The sequence below is a fragment of the Seonamhaeicola sediminis genome, from assembly GCF_004358095.2.
Lineage (GTDB): Bacteria > Bacteroidota > Bacteroidia > Flavobacteriales > Flavobacteriaceae > Seonamhaeicola > Seonamhaeicola sediminis.
Map to the genome: position 1 here is coordinate 237,313 of NZ_SMZJ02000001.1, position 20,991 is coordinate 258,303.

Annotated in this window: 13 protein-coding genes; 1 reads left to right on the plus strand and 12 read right to left on the minus strand. The window is 33.8% G+C overall.

Features of this window, described 5'->3' with window-relative positions; genetic code table 11:
• Positions 1-18: 18 nt before the first annotated feature.
• The 4 genes from E1J38_RS01140 to E1J38_RS01155 all read right to left on the minus strand — a co-directional run bounded on the left by E1J38_RS01140 (position 19) and on the right by E1J38_RS01155 (position 6,210).
• Positions 19-1,308, minus strand: coding sequence for a class II aldolase/adducin family protein (locus E1J38_RS01140; protein ID WP_133354722.1), 1,290 nt, complete (start codon positions 1,306-1,308; stop codon positions 19-21).
• 22 nt (positions 1,309-1,330) lie between these two features.
• A complete protein-coding gene (locus tag E1J38_RS01145) occupies positions 1,331-2,710 on the minus strand; it encodes an FGGY-family carbohydrate kinase (RefSeq protein ID WP_133354720.1) in 1,380 nt (459 codons plus the stop codon).
• Between the two features lie 10 nt (positions 2,711-2,720).
• A complete protein-coding gene (locus tag E1J38_RS01150) occupies positions 2,721-4,001 on the minus strand; it encodes a sugar isomerase (protein WP_133354718.1) in 1,281 nt (426 codons plus the stop codon).
• A 103-nt stretch (positions 4,002-4,104) separates the two neighbouring features.
• Positions 4,105-6,210 carry a bifunctional aldolase/short-chain dehydrogenase gene (locus tag E1J38_RS01155; RefSeq protein WP_133354716.1) on the minus strand — a complete coding sequence of 702 codons (2,106 nt, stop codon included), beginning with the start codon at positions 6,208-6,210 and terminating at the stop codon, positions 4,105-4,107.
• Positions 6,211-6,708: 498 nt separating this feature from the next.
• Here E1J38_RS01155 and E1J38_RS01160 point away from each other — a divergent pair, with 498 nt between their 5' ends.
• Entirely contained in the window at positions 6,709-7,749 is a 1,041-nt protein-coding gene (locus tag E1J38_RS01160) for a GntR family transcriptional regulator (RefSeq protein WP_133354714.1), read from the plus strand.
• A gap of 195 nt (positions 7,750-7,944) precedes the next feature.
• Here the strand turns inward: E1J38_RS01160 and E1J38_RS01165 are convergent, their stop codons facing one another.
• The 8 genes from E1J38_RS01165 to E1J38_RS01200 all read right to left on the minus strand — a co-directional run bounded on the left by E1J38_RS01165 (position 7,945) and on the right by E1J38_RS01200 (position 20,990).
• Positions 7,945-9,072 carry a lactonase family protein gene (locus E1J38_RS01165; RefSeq protein WP_133354712.1) on the minus strand — a complete coding sequence of 376 codons (1,128 nt, stop codon included), beginning with the start codon at positions 9,070-9,072 and terminating at the stop codon, positions 7,945-7,947.
• Positions 9,073-9,096: 24 nt separating this feature from the next.
• Positions 9,097-11,640, minus strand: a complete 2,544-nt coding sequence (locus E1J38_RS01170; RefSeq protein WP_133354710.1) for an endo-acting ulvan lysase-like protein — start codon at positions 11,638-11,640, stop codon at positions 9,097-9,099.
• Entirely contained in the window at positions 11,633-14,488 is a 2,856-nt protein-coding gene (locus tag E1J38_RS01175) for a glycosyl hydrolase (protein WP_133354708.1), read from the minus strand. Before E1J38_RS01175 ends, E1J38_RS01170 begins: the two co-directional genes overlap by 8 nt.
• Before the next feature lie 3 nt (positions 14,489-14,491).
• A complete protein-coding gene (locus tag E1J38_RS01180; protein WP_133354706.1) occupies positions 14,492-15,562 on the minus strand; it encodes a sulfatase-like hydrolase/transferase in 1,071 nt (356 codons plus the stop codon).
• Between the two features lie 56 nt (positions 15,563-15,618).
• Positions 15,619-16,404: a DUF1961 family protein gene (locus tag E1J38_RS01185; protein ID WP_133354704.1), complete on the minus strand. Its 786-nt coding sequence runs from the start codon at positions 16,402-16,404 to the stop codon at positions 15,619-15,621.
• 5 nt (positions 16,405-16,409) lie between these two features.
• Positions 16,410-17,825: a sulfatase gene (locus E1J38_RS01190; protein ID WP_255449749.1), complete on the minus strand. Its 1,416-nt coding sequence runs from the start codon at positions 17,823-17,825 to the stop codon at positions 16,410-16,412.
• The gene (locus E1J38_RS01195; RefSeq protein ID WP_186525794.1) at positions 17,822-19,354 is read right to left on the minus strand and encodes a serpin family protein; all 1,533 of its coding nucleotides are present in this window, start codon (positions 19,352-19,354) and stop codon (positions 17,822-17,824) included. The genes E1J38_RS01190 and E1J38_RS01195 overlap by 4 nt, the downstream gene beginning before the upstream one ends.
• A gap of 139 nt (positions 19,355-19,493) precedes the next feature.
• The gene (locus E1J38_RS01200; protein ID WP_133354700.1) at positions 19,494-20,990 is read right to left on the minus strand and encodes a sulfatase; all 1,497 of its coding nucleotides are present in this window, start codon (positions 20,988-20,990) and stop codon (positions 19,494-19,496) included.
• Between the last annotated feature and the right edge of the window lies 1 nt (position 20,991).

The window sequence follows — 20,991 nt, forward strand, 5'->3', positions numbered from 1 at the left end:
ATGTGTTGGTTTTCTCTATTAAGATAAAAATTTTACTCGTAAATCTTCTACTTGTTCGTCATTAATTGGCACCATTTCTCCTAAAGAATTTCCTAAAACAATAGACTTGGCACTAAATTCTGCAACTTCCAAATAATCAAATGTTTGAAGTAGCTTGTCTCCAGTTATTATTACAGAATCATTTTCAATAATTAACGCCGTAGGACAATTATCAACTATTTCAGAATTGTTGTTTTTTCTAAAATGAGCTCCATATTTTACTGCATTAATATCCTGCAAAAAGATCCAACTTTCAGGAATAGTTCGCACATTTAAATAGCTATTTGTAACACCAAAAGCCATTAAATATGGAGATTGGGTCATGATAATAGAATTTACATTTGGATTCCTGTTGTAAATCTCTTGATGTATCCAAGTGGCTCTACTAGGAATTTTACCAGCCTCTCTGTGTCCTCCTTTTATTTGAACAATATCATCTAAATCGATATCCCATCTATTAATATTAGTTGGTGTAATTAAGAAATCATTATCTTTCCAGCGCATAGATACTGTACCATAAGAACTAATCATTAAACCTTGTTCACAGGAACGCTTAACTATTTTACAAATCTCTAAACGTTTTTCAACTTCATCAGAAGGGTACTCAGTTTTTTCCATTTCTGGAAGGACTCCTGTGGCCTGTGCCTCAAATTCATCTATTTGATCATCAGTTAAATAGTTTGGTGTTCCAATTTGAGACCCATAAACTATGGTTCTAGCACAGAACTCTAAAGCTTCAAAACGTTCAAAAGCATCAGTTAAATCACTACCTCCCAATACAGTACCATGATTTTCCATGATGATGGCTTTGTAGCCTTTTTTAAACTCGTCTGCAATGACATCTCCCAAATCCTCACTTCCAGGTAATCTATAATTAGCATAACCAATAGGCCCACAAATATGTTTAGCCTGCGAAATAATGTTTGTGTTAGGTATTTGACGAACTATACTGAAAGAAACCAATGCTGGTGGATGTGCATGAATAACCGACTTGATATCTGGTCTTGCTTCATAAATAGCCTTGTGAAATGGAAACTCAGAAGAAGGCTTATGCTTCCCTATTACCGTTCCATCTTTTTTAACACAAATAATATCTGATGCTCTTAAAGACCCCTTATCAATAGCAGAAGGTGTTACCCATATATCGCCATTATCATCAATAATTGAAATATTTCCCCCTGATGTGGTTGTCATACCACGTTTATAGATTCTGCTAATAACTTCAGTAATCTGGTCTCTAGGGTGTACTAGTTTTATGTTTTTTGACATTGTATTTGTTTTTTGAATTTGTTTATTTACCCCCAATTATAAAAGGCACATGCTTTTTTAAAGCATAATTTTTCTTTAAAAATTTAGAATTTAATTTAGTGTCAGAAATTGAAATTGCGGCACCCAATGCTGACCCTAGGGAAGCATCGGTTGTACTTAATTTTTTACTTCTGAATTTATGTGTTAGTAATTTGATATAAACATCATTATTACTAAAACCACCATCTACATAAATTCTTGAAATATCATCATTACCAATAGCTTGTTCAATACACTTAATTTGCAGTAAAACAAGTTCACTCATTAACTGATGATATGCATACTCGTAAGTATCATATGGCATCTGTGTTGTTTCAGGCATATTATCATCCTTCAAACCTTCCCATTTATAACAAAGTTTAAAATCTTGAGTAATGTTTTCGTATATGCTATAATCGAACTTTACAGATCTATGATAGTCATCACTCACACCATAATACTTATCTAATTTAGCAACCTGAACTTTATATTCGTTTCCTAAAAATAGTCGAGTTGCTTTTACTGGTTTCCCATTAATACGCATGTAGTTAATCGTATCCCCATCATCAGACTCTGATGCTATTGGGTTTTGTGTAAACGGGTTGAAAACAATACTCCAAGTACCTGTTGATACCAAAATAAACTTCTTTCTAATGCTTCTTACATAGGGTAAAAGAGCCGCTGAACTATCATGAATTCCTACACCAATTTTGATGCGTTTTCCGTTATAGTTCATATTTATACTAGTTTCTGTAGAAACAATTGGAGGCAGGATTTTGTCTAGTTCCTCTTTATAAACCCAAGGATGATAATCCTTTTTTTCATAATCCCATAAAGCGGTATGACATCCTATACTTGTATATTCACTTAAAGGAAGTCCTGTAAAAATATAACTCAAATACTGTGGTAAGTGCAATGAGTATTTAATTTTTTTGAAAACCTCTGGTTGCGAATACTTTAACCAATACAACTGTAATCCAGAGTTAAGCATACTTAAGTCTGCACAGCCTGTAGTTTTTAAAAACTTTTCTTTTGGCCCGTATTTTCTAAAAAAGTCATTTATGATATTCTGATCAAGAGGCTTTAAATAGTTGTATAGTGGTGTTACTGGTTTACCGTGTTCATCAATATGAACAAAACTTGCTCCATACGTTGAAAAGTTAATAGCTTTAATATTAAACTCTCTAGCTTCTAATATACGATCAAATACACCTTTTATCCACTGTTGTAAAGCACCTAAGTTTTCTGTTGGAAAACCATCCTCATCTACAGTTTCATCAAATGATATATATTCTTTATGAACTTCTTTAAAATCTTTATCAAATAAGAAAAACTTTTTATTGGTTTTACCAATATCAAAAACGGCTGTTACTTTTGTTCTCATATTGCACAGATTATAAGCCTGTTGCTACAGTGTTTTTGCCTCGTTCTTTAATTAGTTGTCCTCTTACATCTAAGCTTCTGTAAGCACTAATTGGGTTTATAACTCCACCTGCATTAAGTCTGGCTTTTTCTATTAAAGGTCTAACGTCTGTTCTGTAAGCACCTTGTAATATTTCTTGACATTTCACAACATCATGCGCTAATTGTGCTTCTTTTAAAGCGTTTTGATCTACCAATAAAGCTTTAGCGTAAGCCTCTTGAATGGCTTCTAAAGATTGAATTAAATCTTCTAAAGGATCTTTTACGTTGTGACTAGCATCAATCATCCACGCTAAATCTGGGTTTTGTGGATTGTTTTGCATACCATAAACCAACTCATTGAATATTAAGAATAAGGCATATGGTTTAATACTACCCACGGTTAAATCATCATCACCGTATTTACTATCATTAAAGTGGAAACCTCCTAATTTACCTTTTAATTGAAGTATAGATACAATTTGTTCAATGTTAGAATTAGGTAAGTGGTGTCCTAAATCAACTAGCGTATAAGCCTTGTCTCCACATCCATTGGCTAGCATCAAAGATGCTCCCCAATCTTGTATTACTGTACTGTAAAAATTTGGTTCGTATGGTTTGTACTCCACAAGCATTTTCCAATCGTCTGGTAATGCTTTATAAATATCAATTAAGCTATCTTGTGTATTTTGAAAAGCCGTTTGAAAGTTATTTTGTCCTGGAAAACAAGAACCATCTGCCAACCATACTGTTAATGCTTTTGAACCTAACTTATCACCAATATTGATAACATCAATATTATGCTGAATAGCTTGCTCTCTAACTGCTTTGTCTAAGTTACTTAAAGAACCATATTTATAAGTTTCAGCGGCATCTGGCTGATCTTGAAACGTATTAGAGTTAACAGCGTCAAACTTTATGTTTAAGGCATCTGCTTTTTCTTTAATGGCTGCATAATCAGATGGTATATCCCATGGAATGTGTAAGGATACTGCTCCTGCCGTTTGGGTCAAACTATGGATAACTCCAATATCTTCAATTTTTTGCTCTAAAGTAGACGGCTCTCCATAAAATGAAAATCTACCAAAACGTGTGCCTCCAGCTCCTAAGGCCCAACTTGGGATAGCTACCTGAAAATCTGATAACTTAGAAACTATGGATTTGACATCATGTCCGTTCTTACTCAGTTTGTTAGCTAAAAAATCAAAATTTTCTTCATGACTCTTTAGGCTGCTTTTGTTGCTTTCTAATACTTGTTGCTTTTGTATTTTCATACTCTTACTTTTTAAAAGAAAATAAACTTCCCTAAAATTGCTTTAAGGAAGTTTTTTTCAAACTAAACTAAACTAATCAAATTACTATTATTTAAATTTTAAATTATCTCACAAAAGCATTTGCCATACCTCCATCTACATTAATTATATTCCCTGTAGATTTATCTAATATACCTACTAATGAGAATACTCCATTTGCAATATCATCTGGTGTAATGATTTCATGCAACAGATTTCTTTTAGCATAAAATGCTGGCAACTCTTCAACGGTAATACCATTTGCTTTAGCTCTTCCTTCAGCCCAAGCACCTTCCCAAATTTTACTTCCTACAATTACTCCATCTGGGTTTACGGTATTAACTCTTACTTTATCTTTGGCTAATTCAGCTGCTAATAAACGTACCATATGTTGTTGTGCTGCTTTTGCAGTACCATAGGCAACATTATTTGGACCTGCCACTAAACCATTTTTACTTGCTATTGAAATAAAATCTCCTCCAATGCCTTGTTTTCTGGCAATAGCTGCAAATTGCTTAGCTAGATCAAACTGTCCTTTAACCAATATATTTTGTAATATATTCCAATCTTTGTCTGTGGTCTCTTCTAGTGGCTTAGAAATAGCTAAACCAGCACTATGTACTATAATATCAACACCACCAAATTCTATACATGCTTTTTTATATGCAGCTTCAATAGACTCTGTTTTCGTTACATCACAAACAGCATAAGTAGACACATCTCTTTTATAGGTTGCATTGGCTTCAATTAATCTATCTTCTACTATATCTGTAAGCACAACATTAGCACCTTCAGCGGCTAATTTATCGGCAATTGCTTTACCAATTCCGCCACCAGCTCCAGTTACTAAAGCTACTTTTCTAGAAAGTGGTTGTTCTTTTGGCATACGTTGTAACTTAGCTTCTTCAAGCAACCAGTACTCAATATCAAAGGCTTCTTGTCTTGGTAAGGAGGTATAAGCAGTAATAGCCTCGGCACCCCTCATTACATTAATAGCGTTTATGTAAAACTCACTTGCCACACGTGTAGTTTGTTTGTTTTTAGCAAAACTAAACATTCCAACTCCTGGATATATAATGATTACCGGGTTAGCATCACGCATAGCAGGACTATTATCTCTTTTACAAGTATTGTAGTAATCTGCATATTCCTGACGGTACGCTTCAAATGCAGGCTCTAATTTTTTTAACACAGCATCTGAATCTGAAAGATCTTCATTTTTGTCTAAATCCAATACCAAAGGCTGAATTTTAGTTCTCAAAAAATGATCTGGACAAGAGGTTCCCATTGGAGCCAAACGCTCTAAATCATTGCTATTAATATATTCCATTACTACATCGGTATCAGAAAAATGACCGATCATTCTATTTTCAGAAGAACAAAGACCTCTTAAAAGTGGCATTAACTGCGCTGCTTTTTCTAATCGTTCCTCTTTAGGAAGGCTTTGTACTTTTTGACCTCCAAATACGCTTCCTTTTTCTTTGATTTTTTTGTCAATGTATTCAGAAGCCATTTCAATAACTTCTAAACTATTTATATAACACTCATAAGACGTATCCCCCCAAGTAAACAAACCATGACTACCTAATACAATACCTCTTATTCCTGGATTCTCAGCCAAACATTTTTCTAACTGTAATCCTAAATCAAACCCTGGACGTTGCCAAGGCACCCATCCCATAGTATCTCCCCAAATCTCTTTGGTTACTTTTTCACTATCTTGAGCAGCTGCTACAGCAATTAAAGCATCTGGATGTAAATGATCTATGTGAGCAAATGGTAATAAACCATGTAAAGGCGTATCAATAGAAGGTGCCTTGCTATCTAAATCATAGATACAATGATTGAATAGACCAACCATTCTATCTTCATCATGCAACCCTTGATATACGTTCTTTAAATCTCTCAATCTTTTTGTATATAATCCAGCAATACCAGATCTGGTTAGTGTACCTATATCACCTCCAGAACCTTTAACCCACATAACTTCAACTTCTTCATTGGTTAATGGATCAGTTTCAATCGTTTTACAACTCGTATTACCTCCACCATAATTGGTTATTCTTAAATCTGCCCCTAAAATATTAGAGCGATACAAAAATAACTCTACTTGGTTATCATTTAACGATTCGGCCTTTTCCTGATCCCATAAGTAATCAACGTATTTAAAAGTTTTTGTAGTATTTTCCATTTTCTTTAATTAATTATTGTTTCAAAAGTATATCACGTTACAAACATTTGTATCCTGTACTATACCGCAATATGAATAATTAAGAGATAATAATTAAAAAAACTAACAAGGATAACTTTAAAAAACTGAAAAACAACAATATAAACACCTTAAGTAAAACCTTATCGTTTTATAAGTTTTCAACATTAGTATATAATAACGATAACAATAAAACTCCTAATTGTTCATTATTATTAACCTAAATAAACATTAAAAGTTAAGTATTACATTTAGGTTGCTTTTATCTTGGTCTACACTAAAATTCTTTAAAAAAAAATTTTATCTCTAAACTGACTCACATTAATTAGCTCAATAATTTCCGTATTATGATGCTTTACATTAAATCAAGTTATTTTGTACAATAAACACAAACTATTTGTTGCTTTTTAATTGATTTTAATTATCTTAAAACTGTAAATTTGTAGCTAAACAAGTTCATGTAATGAATGTTTGATGGAAATGATGAAATTCATAAAGATTGACGAAAACTCGAGGGTACCTAAATATCAACAGATTATAGATTCTATAATTCACAATATATCTATAGGTAATCTAAAAATGGATGAAAAAATACCTTCAATTAATATGTTTAGTGAAGAATTTTATCTTTCTAGAGATACTGTTGAAAAAGCATATAGCATTCTTAAAGATAGAAATATTATTACATCAATTAGAGGAAAAGGCTTTTATATATCTAGAACTAAGTTAATTTCTAAGGTTAATATATTTTTTCTAATTAATAAACTAAGTAATTACAAGCTTAGAATATACAACCATTTTATTGATGCTATTGGAGCCAACGCTCATATAGACTTACAAGTATATCATTGCGATGAAACCCTTTTTCTAAACTTGTTAGAAAAAAATAAAGCGGCTTACGACTACTATATTATAATGCCTCATTTCAAAACGGAAGATTTGAAACATGTAACACTCACTGAAAAAGTAATAAGCGCTTTAGAAGAAATACCCATTGAAAAACTAATAATATTAGATAATGTAAAACCAGAACTTAATACCGTTCAAACTGAAATATTCCAAGATTTTGAAAATGATATTTATTTTGCTTTAAAAGAGGGGCTGGATAAAATCAAAACCTATGAAAAGATAATTCTGATATATCCCGAACAATCTGTTTACCCATATCCAAGAAGAATCTTACATGGTTTTAGAAAATTTTGTGTAGAATACAAATTAGATTTTGAAATTCTTGATAAAATTTACGATGATATGATTCTTAAAAAAGGGGATTTGTTCATTACTATAGAGGAATCTGACCTAGTTAACCTTTTAAAACAAGTACGTGAAGATGAATTTAAATTAGGCTCAGAAATTGGAATCATTTCATACAACGACACCCCTCTCAAAGAACTGCTTGGGATTACAGTAATGTCTACTGATTTCAAAATAATGGGAGAAACGGCAGCCAACATGATTCGTAATAAATCACGAGGCACAATAAAAGTACCTTTTAATTTTATTGAAAGAGATTCGTTATAATCCACTATGTTTACTTAGAATGAGTGCTTAATCTTGATCTCTCAAGATTTCTTCCAAAGGTTTATCAATTTTAGTTTTTACAGTTTGATTCGTTATTATTTTACATATATTGTATTTGAATGAAAAATCCCTAACAAAACATAAGAACATAAATCCTATAAGACCAGTTAGTTAATCTAAAAAATTTCATTAGGTTTAGTTATAAATTTTTATTTGAATACTAGATGGACTTTTCACTTTAATATCCTTATCTAGTTTTGTTAGTTTTCCCGTTTCTAAGTCTCTGTGAAACACAACTATATTATCGGTAAACATGTTTGCAACTAACAGGTATTTTCCTGAAGGGTGAATCGCAAAATTTCTAGGGTGTTGGCCTCCCGTATCGGTTCTTTCTACCAAAGTAAGTTTGCCATTGTCTTGATTAATTTGAAACACAGTAATAGTATCTTCCTCAGGCCCTCTATTTGAAACGTATAAAAACTTTCCATCTGGTGAAATATGAATATCTGCCGTTCTATAAATATCTTGTTGTTGACCGTAAGAAAGGTAATCTTCTATAAAAACCAAATTGCCATTGTCATATTGATACGCATCAACCTTACCGCTCAACTCGTTTGCTAGATATCCAAATTTTCCATTGGGATGAAAGGCAAAATGTCTAGGGCCACTGCCTAATTTTGTTTTGATATCTTTAAGGTTTTTTAGAGCTACTGAATCTTCAGTTTTTGAAAGTGTAAATCTTCTTATTTTGTCTGCTCCTAAATCGTGAGCAAAAACGTAATTCCCATCTGGAGAAAAATTTGCAGAATGCATATGTGATGCTTCCTGCCTGCTTTTAATGATACTACTATCCTTAAAATGTAACACTTGGCTAAGCGCTTCTAGACTTCCATTTTCTTTAATTTTGAAAAGACTTAAACTTCCATCAGAATAATTTGAGTTTAGCAAATGATTTCCTGTATTATCAATTTCAAGGTGTGCAGGATTTAACCCGCCACAATCCTGCATATTTAAAAGTTCTAATTTGGTGTTTTGTGTATCAACTTTAAAAGCGGCAACTTTGCCATGGTGTGGCATTTGACTTTCTACAACAGAATACAAATATTCGCCGTTATCCGATAACTTTAAAAAAGAGGTGTTTGTTATACTATCCAAAGTATACTTTAAAACGCTTTCTCCAGTTTCGTTATTAAACTGGTAAACATGAATGCCTTCACCTGGTTGTTTATCAGTATAACTACCCACAAAAAGCAAGGTTTCGTTAGTACTTTTTTGGCAACCAAAAACAGTAATAGTCAATAATAAAAAAAGTAATTGCTTCATTTTAAGTAGTGATTGTTATTAGAATTATTTACTATAATCCTTATAGTATGATTTTAATGAATTTGTAGTAACAACTTCATTTTTATAAGATAGTTTTTCGCCTTCACCAACATAAATACTTTTTAAGGAATCATCTTCATTTATTGTAATAATCGCAAAAGTCCCTTCAAAATGTATTCCTAATGTATCATTTTTAAATACTTGGTTTTTAGATTGAGTGATAATAAATTGAGTTACAGTTTCAGAAGGTGTCTTACTTACAATTTTTAAACCTTTATATATCCCATCCTGTTCAATTTTTGTCACCGATTGGACAGATGGCGTTTCCATGTCATTAAAAGGTTCAAAAACCACCACGAAGGGATTGTTCCATGCTTCACCTTCTTTTCTAATCACTAAAGTTGGCGTTGGCATATGATTATAAGGTTCAGGAGACTCGAAAGTAGTTGGAGCTTTAACCTTGGTATAGGTTCTATTTTCAAAACCTGGAATATGCAATTGCATAAAAACAGCGCCTTGTTCTAATTTTTTAGTATGAAATGTGGCTTTTACATCACTTGCATACAATTTTGATGTATTTACATCTTCGAAGAAATGCCATCCCGGGTGCCTATATTGTTTATTGCGTTTCCATGGCGCGTTGGCATTCGCCATATATCTATCAGGTGTTTCTTTAAAATCCAAATCCTGATTGTCGAAAACCAGTTCATCCCCAATATTATGATATAAGTAGTCGTGATATTCATTCGGCAGTCTGGATTTTGAGCGAAACACATCCACATAATAGCCCGTTGTTGGAGACGTTCTAATTAAAGCCAAGGTGCGTTCTTGAGTTGCCTCAGCTTTATCCCCTTTATCATCTACAAAACTTGTTAAACTAAAAGAATGATGTGGAGAGACACCTTCTTTACCTACTTCGGGTTCCATGGTAACAGGCTTTACTTTATTCATGCCTAAATTTACCCAACCACCTTCGCCCTGAGAACTGCCATTAACGATAACCGTATTGTGAGCCGCAAAAATTCTGGAATAATTTTCATGTAAATTTTTACCATAACTTTTTCTTCCATGGTCCACACCTAAAACTTGTCCTTCGCCATATAATTCTATATTCATGCCCTCAGCATGCCCATGTACCATGTGTGCACCGCCAACAAAACACATCATATCATCCTTGGGATTACCAGTACTACTTAAATTACGTTGTAAAACAATACCTGCATGATAGACTCTATCGGTTCTGGACAATTCAATATTGACGGGGGCGTCTTTAAAATCATCATCATACCAAAACAAGGCCTCTATACCTTTTCGCTTATATTTGCCTTTACGAATAGCCCCACTGATGAGCGGAGCGAATTTATTTTGAATTTGAGTTAAGCCATCCATCTTCGCTAAAGCATATGCATTTTCATAAGCTTCATAAGGGGCGTGAGCACGCCTATGTCCATCTCCCCAACGTACAATTTCATTGTTAGGATACACAAAATAATCCAGTCGTGGTAAAGCATGCAGCACATTGGGATACTTCTTACCTAATTTTAACGATGGATTGTATTTATTAACAACCAACATTAATCGAGCTAAAATTGAGGTCGTATGATTTAAGTATTGCGAGGTTTCTGGCCAAATATCCCCTTCATTTTTATAATTTTTAACCATAACATTTAACGCATCTTGGTTCTCTGTACTTTCTGTTAAAAAATAAGACAACCATTGTTCTCGGTCGGTATCGTCATCCATTGCTAAGGCATTAAACACCAAACTGGGTGCTTCTAAAGCACAATGGTTTGAACCTGTTTGCCCGTAATTTACTGTTATGTTTGCGTAAGCCTTAAATACCTTTTGAGCGTCTTCAAAAGGGAAACTCACTTTATTGTTTTTAAATATATCAAACGCCTTTCCTTCTTGTTTTAGATACGGATGAATAAAATCATAAATTAATGGTAGTTTATATCCTATAACACGTACCTCCCGAAAACCATCATACGGAAATAACCAACCACCTCTACCTCGCCAAGTAGATACTTCAGATTGCTGAACCGACTTCAAAAATGAATATAAAATGCTACTTGCAACATAGGCATATTTTTCATCCTCGGTTAAGTAATACATAACACCGCAGTTTAAAGCTACTTGTAAATTGTTAATTAAAAGTTCGGCGGGTCGCCATTCTTCATCTGTGGCATTATCCAAATTCTCTTGAACACCATTGGCAACATGAGTTGTTTTTAAAAATGGAGGAAATTGATTTTGTTGCTTTTTAGACCAATCGAAGGGTAATTTTTTAATAAAGGCTTCAGGATTTTTATAGAAAATATCTACTCGCCTGTTGGTTTCCTTTTGTAGGTTGGTATAAATCTCATTTGCCCAATCTTGTTTTTCTATTTTATCAAGTATTTTTTCACGCTCAGAAGCTTTTACCAATATAAATGGACGTTCTTGGGTTTGAGACCATGCCTTAAATTGAGTTATTGTAATCCATACCAAAAATACGTAGCAAGCTGTTATTTTTACTTGTTTTAATAGTGTCATGTGCTTTACTATTACGTAATTTCTATTACTCATATTTCATCAGTTTAATAGGCCCCGCAAGACCTACCGATGTTAAAGGCTCATCTTTATATCTAAATGTCCATCTATTAATAGCTGGAATATTTAAAGATAGGCAATAATTTGCCAAAACTGTAGTATAGTGAATTTCAATAGCATTTTCGCCTTCTTCTAAAACATCAGATATAGGATATATTGCTCTCCCATACCAACGTTTACCAATTTTTTTTCCGTTTATATATAGTTCTGTAATCCCTTCATTCACATTACCTAAATCCAAATGCGTAATCGCATCTTCAACAGTAATTTTGGTTTTATAAATTAGAGTTCCTGCAAACGTATTTTGTGTTTTATCTTTTGATGCACCAAAATCGTGTAAAGCAGTCATATTCCATGTAAAACTTTCACCATCTACCCTTTTCCCTTCTACCGTCCAATTTGTATGTATTTCTTTTGAAAACACCAATTTACTTTTAGTATCCTCAGATTTTATCTTTGGTCGTTCATCTTCAAATACTAACAGTAAAGATTGAAGTGGCTCTAAATTGATGTCTAATTCATTTGAAGCTTTTTCAAAAAAATAAGGCTTGCGTTCACCTGTTTCAGGATTCCAGAGGTATGGATATTTATTTTGAAATGGAAATTTCGCTGTAAAATTTGAAATCTCGTAACGATTAACATTCGTGAAGAAATAAATGATTTCTTTTGAAGTTTTTTGATGGATTTGAAATACATTCTTACTGGGGCTACTAATTTCAACATCAGGTGAAAGTTCAGATTTATTTAAAATTTTCTTTGTCCATGAGAATAGTTCCTCAATAGAATTTGGTGGGTTCACATCAATTATTGATGTTGCATAATTACTTTGAATATCAGTCATAATATCTGAAACAACTGCATCATTAGCCTGATAATTACTATATCCTAAAGACTTATCTGGTAAACCATCTATAACTACAATTTTACCACCAGAAACTACAAAATCTTTCAATGTTTTGGCTACTTTAACATCTACTGATTCTAAATTGGCTAATACCAGCAATTTAAAGTTCATTTCGCCATAGGTTAAAACCCCATCGTTTACCGTAGCATTAGCCAATACATTTTGGTTGATATAATCGCAGGAATATCCTAACTGACTAATAGGTTCCCATAACTTATACAAATACTCTGGCTCTAAATGAAATGGCTCTCTTGCCAAACCTTTATCGCCCCAAATATCAGATGTTGGCCCTAAGATGGCAATAGATTTTTCAGCTTTTGAGTTTTGAAATACATAAGACAATCGTGCATTATAATCTACCCAACTGCTTAAATGTTTCCACCATGGGTTTTGCTCACTGAAATAAGCACCATAGCGAATCCAACCGGGAAACGATGCATCTTTTGGCGAATAATTATAACCATGTAAAACAGAGTGATTAATACCCGTAATAAAGTTCATATCATCATGCTGTTTAATCTCCTCCAATGTCGTTCTAAATACACCGTTGGTATTGGTCATAGTTTCACAACTTGTTATTTTTTTACCTGTTAAATGTGCTGCGGAAGATGCATATAAATTCCATATCATATACCCATGAGACTGTCGCCATTGCCACAGTGAATCTTTCATCTTTGCCGAATAAATCCAATTATTGCTTTCTGGAATATCAGGAATTAAATACCCATCTAGCATCCCCATTAAAAATGGGGTTCCATAGGCCTGATAGCGACATAAAATACCATTCTCATCACAGAACGCTTTATAGGTCTTCGTAAAATTCTCTAGAAACGTTTCCACCAACATATTGTTATAATCGAAACGCACACGCTTTACCTGTGCTTTAAAATCTTCTGAAAATTTATCTAAATATCTACTTCTAGAATAGTCGTGATGCCCCTCATAGAACACGAAAGCTAACCAAGGCTCAAGTTTATAGCCATACGTTTTGAAAAATAATTCAGAAAAACCATCACTCCAATTGGCACCAGATACTTCAATACTATCACAAAATAACGCTCGAATTAATTGATTTAAAGGTATCCCTGAACGTTCAGAAATTTTCTTCATCCTGTTTAAATAGGCCAAAGTCATTTCCTTTTTATAATGGTCTATTACTGGACCAGCGCCTCCTGGTGCTCCTAAAGTAACATCTCTAAAATCTTGTTGTAATAATTGATACGACAGATAATAATTTCCTTCTCCATTGATGGTATATGAAATATTACCTGAGTCATCTTGGTGTTCGGTAAGGTTAATTATTTGAGCTGAAGAACTGCAGTTGGTAGGTACTAATGAGACACTTGACAAACGCCATGTTGTACGTTTACTGTTGCGTTTTTCTTCTCGGCTGTTCTTATATTTATTTTTATAATAGTTAATTAAATAGTCTTCACTTACCTTAATAATATCCCCCGATTGGTACAAAATCTTATCTGAGACCATGCGTTGACAGGTTTGGTCTTCAGTTAGAAACTCTCCACCAAAAGGCCAACCCGTTCCTGCAATAATATCGGTAATCATGCCTAAGTCTTGCGACTTTTTACAGGCATGCACCACAAGGTCTATCCATTCATCACTCATCCAAACCAAAGATTTTTCGTCTGTTGGCGTCGCATTAGGCATCGCAATTGGATTTATTTCAACACCACCAAACCCCACACTTTTTAAAGATTCTAGCTGTCTATCTAATTCTTCCTGTTTAATTTTGTTACCATTCCACCACCAGCGCACAAAAGGTCTTGCTTCGGCTGGTGGATTTTGAAAACCTGAGAATAAATCTTGAGTTGAACTATCTGGTTGATCTGTTTTAGTTGCATCATTAGAATTACAACTAAAAAATATACAAACACTTAAAATTAAAAACCTTCGTAAAAACATTTTTTAATTATTTATAAAATTTAGCATCGCCTCTCTATAATGAAGGTAATCATTAGGTGGAGATCCAGCGTTCTCATCTAGATATGTTTTTATCCATTTAGGGTGATCTATACTTTCAGAGTTTTCTTCAAAAATATTTTTAAGAAAAACACCTGTTGTTTCTATTTTATTTAGGCTCTCAACTTTTGAATTATAACCTTTTAGTGGTGGTAAGCCCATAAAATGATTGGTCATTATAGCTACATCAGGAGATTCTGCATAAGGTATGGTTGCTCCTTTTTTAATACCTGGTCCATAAAAATTCATATAAATCTGCCAAGAAGAAAGTTGTTCAGAAAGATGATTACTTTTCTTCAAAATTCCCATGCCATGATCGGCAGAAATAATAAAAAATGTATTTTCCCATAAACCTTCATTTTTTAAAAACGCTATTAGTTTTCCTAATTCAGCATCTGCATTTAAAATGGCTTTTATGTATTCTGAATCTGGATTTGTTTTACCTTCTGGCCCTTTCCAGAAATCTCTAATCTGCTGCAAATGTAAGCGAACCAGTCTTACATTATCTTCTTTGATATGTTTTATACCCAATTCTACAACCTTTTGGTCTGGCATAATTTCTGCATAATGTGTATCTGCTGTGGTAAACACATCATACAACGTATGTCCGCCTACATAAACCGATTTTATGCCTTTTCTTCTTGCTGATAAAAAGATATCATCTAACTGTTGTGTTTCAAAAACATGAGTCCCAGTATGCATTCCAATATTTGGTGGTGATGCGCCTCTCCATGGTTCACTTCCATCAGGTAATTTCACTCTTCCTACGGGACTATTAGAATAGGCATCTTCAACAACCACTCCGTTTTCTGCAAAATACTTTAAGTTTTTTGCTCCGGCAGCAATAGCAGTTTCTGCTGCGTCTTTCATCAGTCCATCAATAATAAACTGTACGACTATAGGTTGTTTTTCCTCTAATGAGTCAGATTCCAAATTCGAAATTTGTTTTGTTTGCTTAGGTTGTTTACAACCCAATAACAAAACACTAATAAGTAATAAACCTAAAACGCTTTTCATTTTTGCCTAGTTTTTCTTAATAATTCATTTATTTAAAAAGATATCATTCCATTACACTACTTCGTATAAATTTTGAAGTTTTTATAAATAGCTGTACGCGTGTACATATGTCGTAACCCTATTCTTCCCTCTGAAATTGGAGCTTCTTTGGTAATATCCCATTCAAAATATTGCGCTTTACCTTCATGCTCCATTTTAAAACTGAGTTTTTCTGAAGTTTTAATGGCAGTTATATGATACCTTTTTCCAGTTTCAAATAAACCTTTCATATCGTACGATGGTTCTACCACAATGCTATTAAAGGGTTTGTTTTTTGGTTTGGGATAACGTCGTGCGCGCACATAGTGTAAGCCAGCACCATCATTACCAAAAGCCGAAAAACTGATATGAAACGTGTTCATATTTTCAAAATACAGCTTCATTTTAGGTACCTCTCGTAAGTGCTTCCAATTAGCAATATCTTTCTCGTAAACATCTTCTTCATCTCCAGTTGCTTGAATGTAAATTATATTTACATACTTATTGGCATCATCGGTTTTAATGTAATCAAACTCAATTTTCACATCCCCTGAAAACGATTCCTTCGTCCATAAAACCGCATGATGCGCATCATTTCCAGCTTCGGGACCTGCTTTAAAATGCATACCGTTATTAGAGTGTTCCACCATGGCTATTAAACCATCTAATGTCCATTGTTGAGTCCAATCTTTGGTACAATCATCCTGAAAAGCTAATTTCCAATTGTCTTGAGTTTCGCTATTCTTTTCGTTAAGGGACTTGTTTGTCTTGCAGGAAACTACAAGGACTAAAAAAAACACTAATAGGCATACGTTCCACTTCATGAACACTATTTACTTAAGAAATCTTTTCCCCATTTTTCTCTAAGCTCCACAGCAAGTTGATTTACAGTATCTTGATATTCTGGTTTTTCGGCTAAATTATCTAATTCTAAAGGATCTGTTTTATGGTCGAATAACATACGCGCATAAGCTATCCCATCATCTTTAGTCCATTCGGTATAAAACAAATCACCTTTTATTAAGGTAACCATATCTCTAAATTTAGAAACTCCCCAATCCTTTTGTGGTGTTTCTCCATTTATAACGGGTACAAAACTTTGTCCCTCAACGGTTTCAGGACTATTCAAACCAACTAACTCCGCTAAACTTGGGTAAATATCTATGTATTCTGTTATCGCATCTGTTTGTTGCCCGCTGGTTTTACCTGGCACTTTAATGATAAGTGGTGTTCTCAGCGCTGTTTCAAACGTTACGTGCTTACACCATAATTTATGGTCGCCCAAATTCCAACCATGGTCACCCCATAAAATTACGATGGTATCGTCTTCTAACTCTAAACGCTTTAGTTCATCTAAAACCAAACCAATCTGTGCATCCACATAGCTAACACAGGCATAATAGCCATGAATCATCTCTTTTGCCATATCTTCTGAAACGTCACCCTTTTTAGGGATATTACTATATTTACGTAATTCCCCAAATTTATGAAAGGCCTGTTTAGGTGTCGTTTTTGGTTGCACGTAGCTTTCAGGAAGTTCAATCGCACTTCTATCATACAAATCCCAATACTTTTTTGGCGCATTGAACGGTAAATGAGGTTTCATAAAACCAAGTGCCAGAAAAAACGGTTGGTTTCCTTCTTTTAGTTTTTGTAAATCTTCTATTCCTTTATTAGCAATTTTGCCGTCAAAATAGGCACCGTCTTCAACAGCTATATTTTCAAAAGGTGGACCATATCCTGTTGCTATTGCTTGCTCTTTACTTTCAGTTAATTGATAATCTCTAACATTTCCTTTAGGGAACCACCTCGAATCCCAAGCAGCATTATCATCTTTACCACTATGATAAATTTTACCAATTGATATTGTTTTATATCCATTCTGTTTTAAAAGCATGGGCAATGATACTGCCTCGGGGTAATCATGGTCTTTCTCTGTTTTTGCATCAATAAAACGATGACGTGTTGGTCTTGCACCCGTAAGCAAACTTGCTCTTGAAGCTCCACAAACTGGTACGTTACAGTAGGCTTTATTAAATACCAAACTTTCGCTAGCCAATTTATCTAAATTGGGCGATTGGATATGATTGGCGCCGTAGAAATTTAATTCTGGACGCAAATCGTCAACGGCGATGAATAAAATATTAGGTTTTTTGTTCTCGGAAGATATTTTTGTAGTTTGACTGAAACTATATCCAGTAAAAACTAGACTGCACAGCAACATTCTTAATAGTAATGCTTTCATTTTATGGTTTTCCTCTTTATTTTCTTAGTTTTTCCCTTTTTAAGGGTGATTACAATAAGGCCTTCATAACCTTTGGATGCTAACTGTATGGCATCTACTTTATAAGATTTCATATCCTCAACATCGTTAAAATCAATATCATTCAAATCTACTGCAATCAAATCATTTCCATCAGAAATCACAGTTAAAGGTTGGGTATAACTAAAACTTGTCCGCTTATTAGGTTTTATCTCATTTATAATTCTTTGCAGCAAATCAGCTGAAAAATCATCTTCTTCAATCATTTCGCCGTTTTTCGGTTTAGTAAAACGCCCGACAAACAATATAGTTCGAGTATAATTATCAAAAATGAAAAACATGAACGGATGGTCGGCTACAACATCTTTGCGTTTGGGTATTCCACGAATATATGCTACGGCTACAGTAGCTGCTGCAGCTTCAGTATATTTTTCGTTAAGGTCTATTTGTGTTTTATGTATAACTTCACTAAAGTGCAGACTATCGTTTCGATTAATTCCAGAAAAATCAGCCTCATTAGTAAACATTGTTTCTAAGCCCATTTTCTTTAAAACTGGTTTTAATTTAAGATTAGACTCCAGCTTTATCTTTGGTATTGAAAGCCAGATATTAGTGGTATCGGCCTTTTCCAAAAGTTCATTAAATAATTTATCATTTAATTGATTTTCCAAGGCTTCTAGACCAAAAAAATCTTTTGGTAAAATCATTCCAAACGATAAGTTTGATTGCTTATAAGGTTTGGCTACAAACTGAAATGCTTCATTTTCAAAATACATTAGCTTTTCAGTTTTATTCATAAAATCTGTACGATATTGGTTAATACTATCGGTAAAAAATACATTTTTACGAGTTGCACTCTTTTTAAACGCTTCAAGCCATTCGCCTTTAAAATAAACTGCATTGGAAATCACTAATTTAGTGTCGGCATTTAAATCTGACTGATTTAGAATATTTTGTATTCGATTATTAGTATTATTAGAAACCCATTCATTGATTTGTGAAACCGCCAAAGCTGTGTTTTTAAACTCGATTTGATTAACATCTGAACCGTACTTATGACATACTGAATTTCTATAAGCTTTATCTACATGAAACGCTTTGTCTAACCAAAGGGCATTTGCCACTTTAAAGCCATATAAGCTGTCTGATTGCTGTTTTTGGTTAACTGATTTTGTGTTTGGAACGTCTTCAGAATTTTCAATGTATAAAACGTTTTCAAATTCTTTCTTAGTTGTATTGCTAGCACCTTCATAAGCCATTAAAAGTGCATAATACGTACTTAAAGGCGAGATAAAAAGATTTTCATTTTCAACTTTTGACTGGTTGTACAAATCAAAGGAATACTTGTTTAAAGATGTACTACTCACTTTATCTTGAGCTCCTAGATGGCAACAAAAACTGGCAATAAATGTTAAAAAAAACAAATTGTAATTGAATTTCAAATTTAGACTCTTAATTTTTAAAAATAGGTTACTTTGTAAAATGTTGACGTAATTCTCGATGTTTTTCATTGGTCTAGTTTTTATGAATAATTCATCGAAACTATCCATCAACCAATTATCTTTAAAGCTATATTTAGTAAACCTTACTTATCATTTAGTAAACCTATTCAATATTCCCAATAACATTCATTTTAGCAGAAAACCTTATTTAATTTTCTAAACTAGTTCTCGCCTTCTGCTCAACAAAATAAGGTTGAAATTTATAGACAGATTTCTCGTCCCATTTTACATTTGTAGTAGGCAACAATTGTTTTAATTCTTCAATTTTTTCATTGTACTCCTTGATTCCTGCAACATTCGTCCACTCGTTAGGGTCGTTACTATGGTCGTACAATTCTTGAGTACCATCTTCATACTGAATGTATCTGTACTGCTGTGTTCTTACAGCATGATTGTTCATCCCATAAGTAGTTAACGCATACGATTCATCAACACCTTCATCCTTAGTCATCATTGACACTAAGCTTTTAGCTTCATTTCTGGGGTAAGCAGGAAGTCCACTTAACTCCAATAATGTTGGATAAATTGACAAGAATTCTACTGGCGCATCAATCTTCTTCCCTTTTGGTAAGTTAGGTGCTGCAAACATTAGCGGTGCTTTTGTGGCAGTTTCCCAAAGGCCGTGTTTTGCAAAGGTTTCTTTTTCGCCTAAACGATACCCGTGGTCTGACCATAAAACAATTATAGTATTATCGGCATATTTACTATTTTCCAAGGCATCTAAAACACGCCCTAATTGGTTATCTACAAAACTGATACAGGCTAAATAAGCTTGTACAATTTTTTTCCACTCACCACTTTCAATCGCCCAATTTGTTGTTGGCATCATGGGCAAATCATTAATTTGTAAACCAACATTGGGGATATCAGCTAAATCATCTGCTTTATAAGGAGGTGTTTCGATTTCTTCTAAAGGATATAAATCAAACCATTTTTGAGGTACATATAATGGCACGTGTACCCTTAAAAATCCAACCCCTAAAAAGAAAGGTTGGTCATATTCTCTTTGTAAACGTTCAATGGCCCAATTTGCAGAAGCATAGTCAGGCATCAGGCTATCTGTTTCAGGAAAGGCACCCCAATCGGTACTCGTTCTACCATGAACACCTTTGATACCTTTTCCGTAGCCATCCCAAACAAATCGTTTTTTAGGCAATGGACCAAAACCTTTAACTCGTCCACCAGACTCATGAAACACACTATCAGGCGCATGATTATGAAACAACTTTCCTATTCCCATTGTGTGATAGCCGTTATTTCCAAAATATTCAGGAAGAAACGTGATATCTTTTGTTGCTGGATTTCCATCTCGTCTTACGTCATTATCGTGCGCCATTCCGTAGATACCAGTATTAGATGGTCGTAACCCCGTCATAATTGAAGCTCTTGAGGGCCCACAAAGTGGTGCTTGAACATGGGCATTGGTAAAAGTAACACCCATGTTTGCCAACCTATCAAAATTTGGTGTTTTTACATTTGAAAAGTTATCGATTGGCCCAATCATATTGTTCAAATCATCAACAGCGATAAACAATACATTTGGTTTTGAATTTCCTTCAGAAGTTGCTTGTTCTGATGAAGATTTAGTTTTACAAGAACTAAAGCATAGGCCAAAAACAGCGATTACAACGAGTAGTTTTCTCATA

Bases quoted from the DNA above. Each gene is read 5' to 3' on its own strand.
- E1J38_RS01145 (WP_133354720.1), bottom strand. From the start codon at position 2,710: ATGAGAACAAAAGTAACAGCCGTTTTTGATATTGGTAAAACCAATAAA.
- E1J38_RS01150 (WP_133354718.1), bottom strand. From the start codon at position 4,001: ATGAAAATACAAAAGCAACAAGTATTAGAAAGCAACAAAAGCAGCCTA.
- E1J38_RS01140 (WP_133354722.1), bottom strand. From the start codon at position 1,308: ATGTCAAAAAACATAAAACTAGTACACCCTAGAGACCAGATTACTGAA.
- E1J38_RS01200 (WP_133354700.1), bottom strand. From the start codon at position 20,990: ATGAGAAAACTACTCGTTGTAATCGCTGTTTTTGGCCTATGCTTTAGT.
- E1J38_RS01185 (WP_133354704.1), bottom strand. From the start codon at position 16,404: ATGAAGTGGAACGTATGCCTATTAGTGTTTTTTTTAGTCCTTGTAGTT.
- E1J38_RS01165 (WP_133354712.1), bottom strand. From the start codon at position 9,072: ATGAAGCAATTACTTTTTTTATTATTGACTATTACTGTTTTTGGTTGC.
- E1J38_RS01195 (WP_186525794.1), bottom strand. From the start codon at position 19,354: ATGAAAAACATCGAGAATTACGTCAACATTTTACAAAGTAACCTATTT.
- E1J38_RS01155 (WP_133354716.1), bottom strand. From the start codon at position 6,210: ATGGAAAATACTACAAAAACTTTTAAATACGTTGATTACTTATGGGAT.
- E1J38_RS01175 (WP_133354708.1), bottom strand. From the start codon at position 14,488: ATGTTTTTACGAAGGTTTTTAATTTTAAGTGTTTGTATATTTTTTAGT.
- E1J38_RS01160 (WP_133354714.1), top strand. From the start codon at position 6,709: ATGATGAAATTCATAAAGATTGACGAAAACTCGAGGGTACCTAAATAT.
- E1J38_RS01170 (WP_133354710.1), bottom strand. From the start codon at position 11,640: ATGAGTAATAGAAATTACGTAATAGTAAAGCACATGACACTATTAAAA.
- E1J38_RS01190 (WP_255449749.1), bottom strand. From the start codon at position 17,825: ATGAAAGCATTACTATTAAGAATGTTGCTGTGCAGTCTAGTTTTTACT.
- E1J38_RS01180 (WP_133354706.1), bottom strand. From the start codon at position 15,562: ATGAAAAGCGTTTTAGGTTTATTACTTATTAGTGTTTTGTTATTGGGT.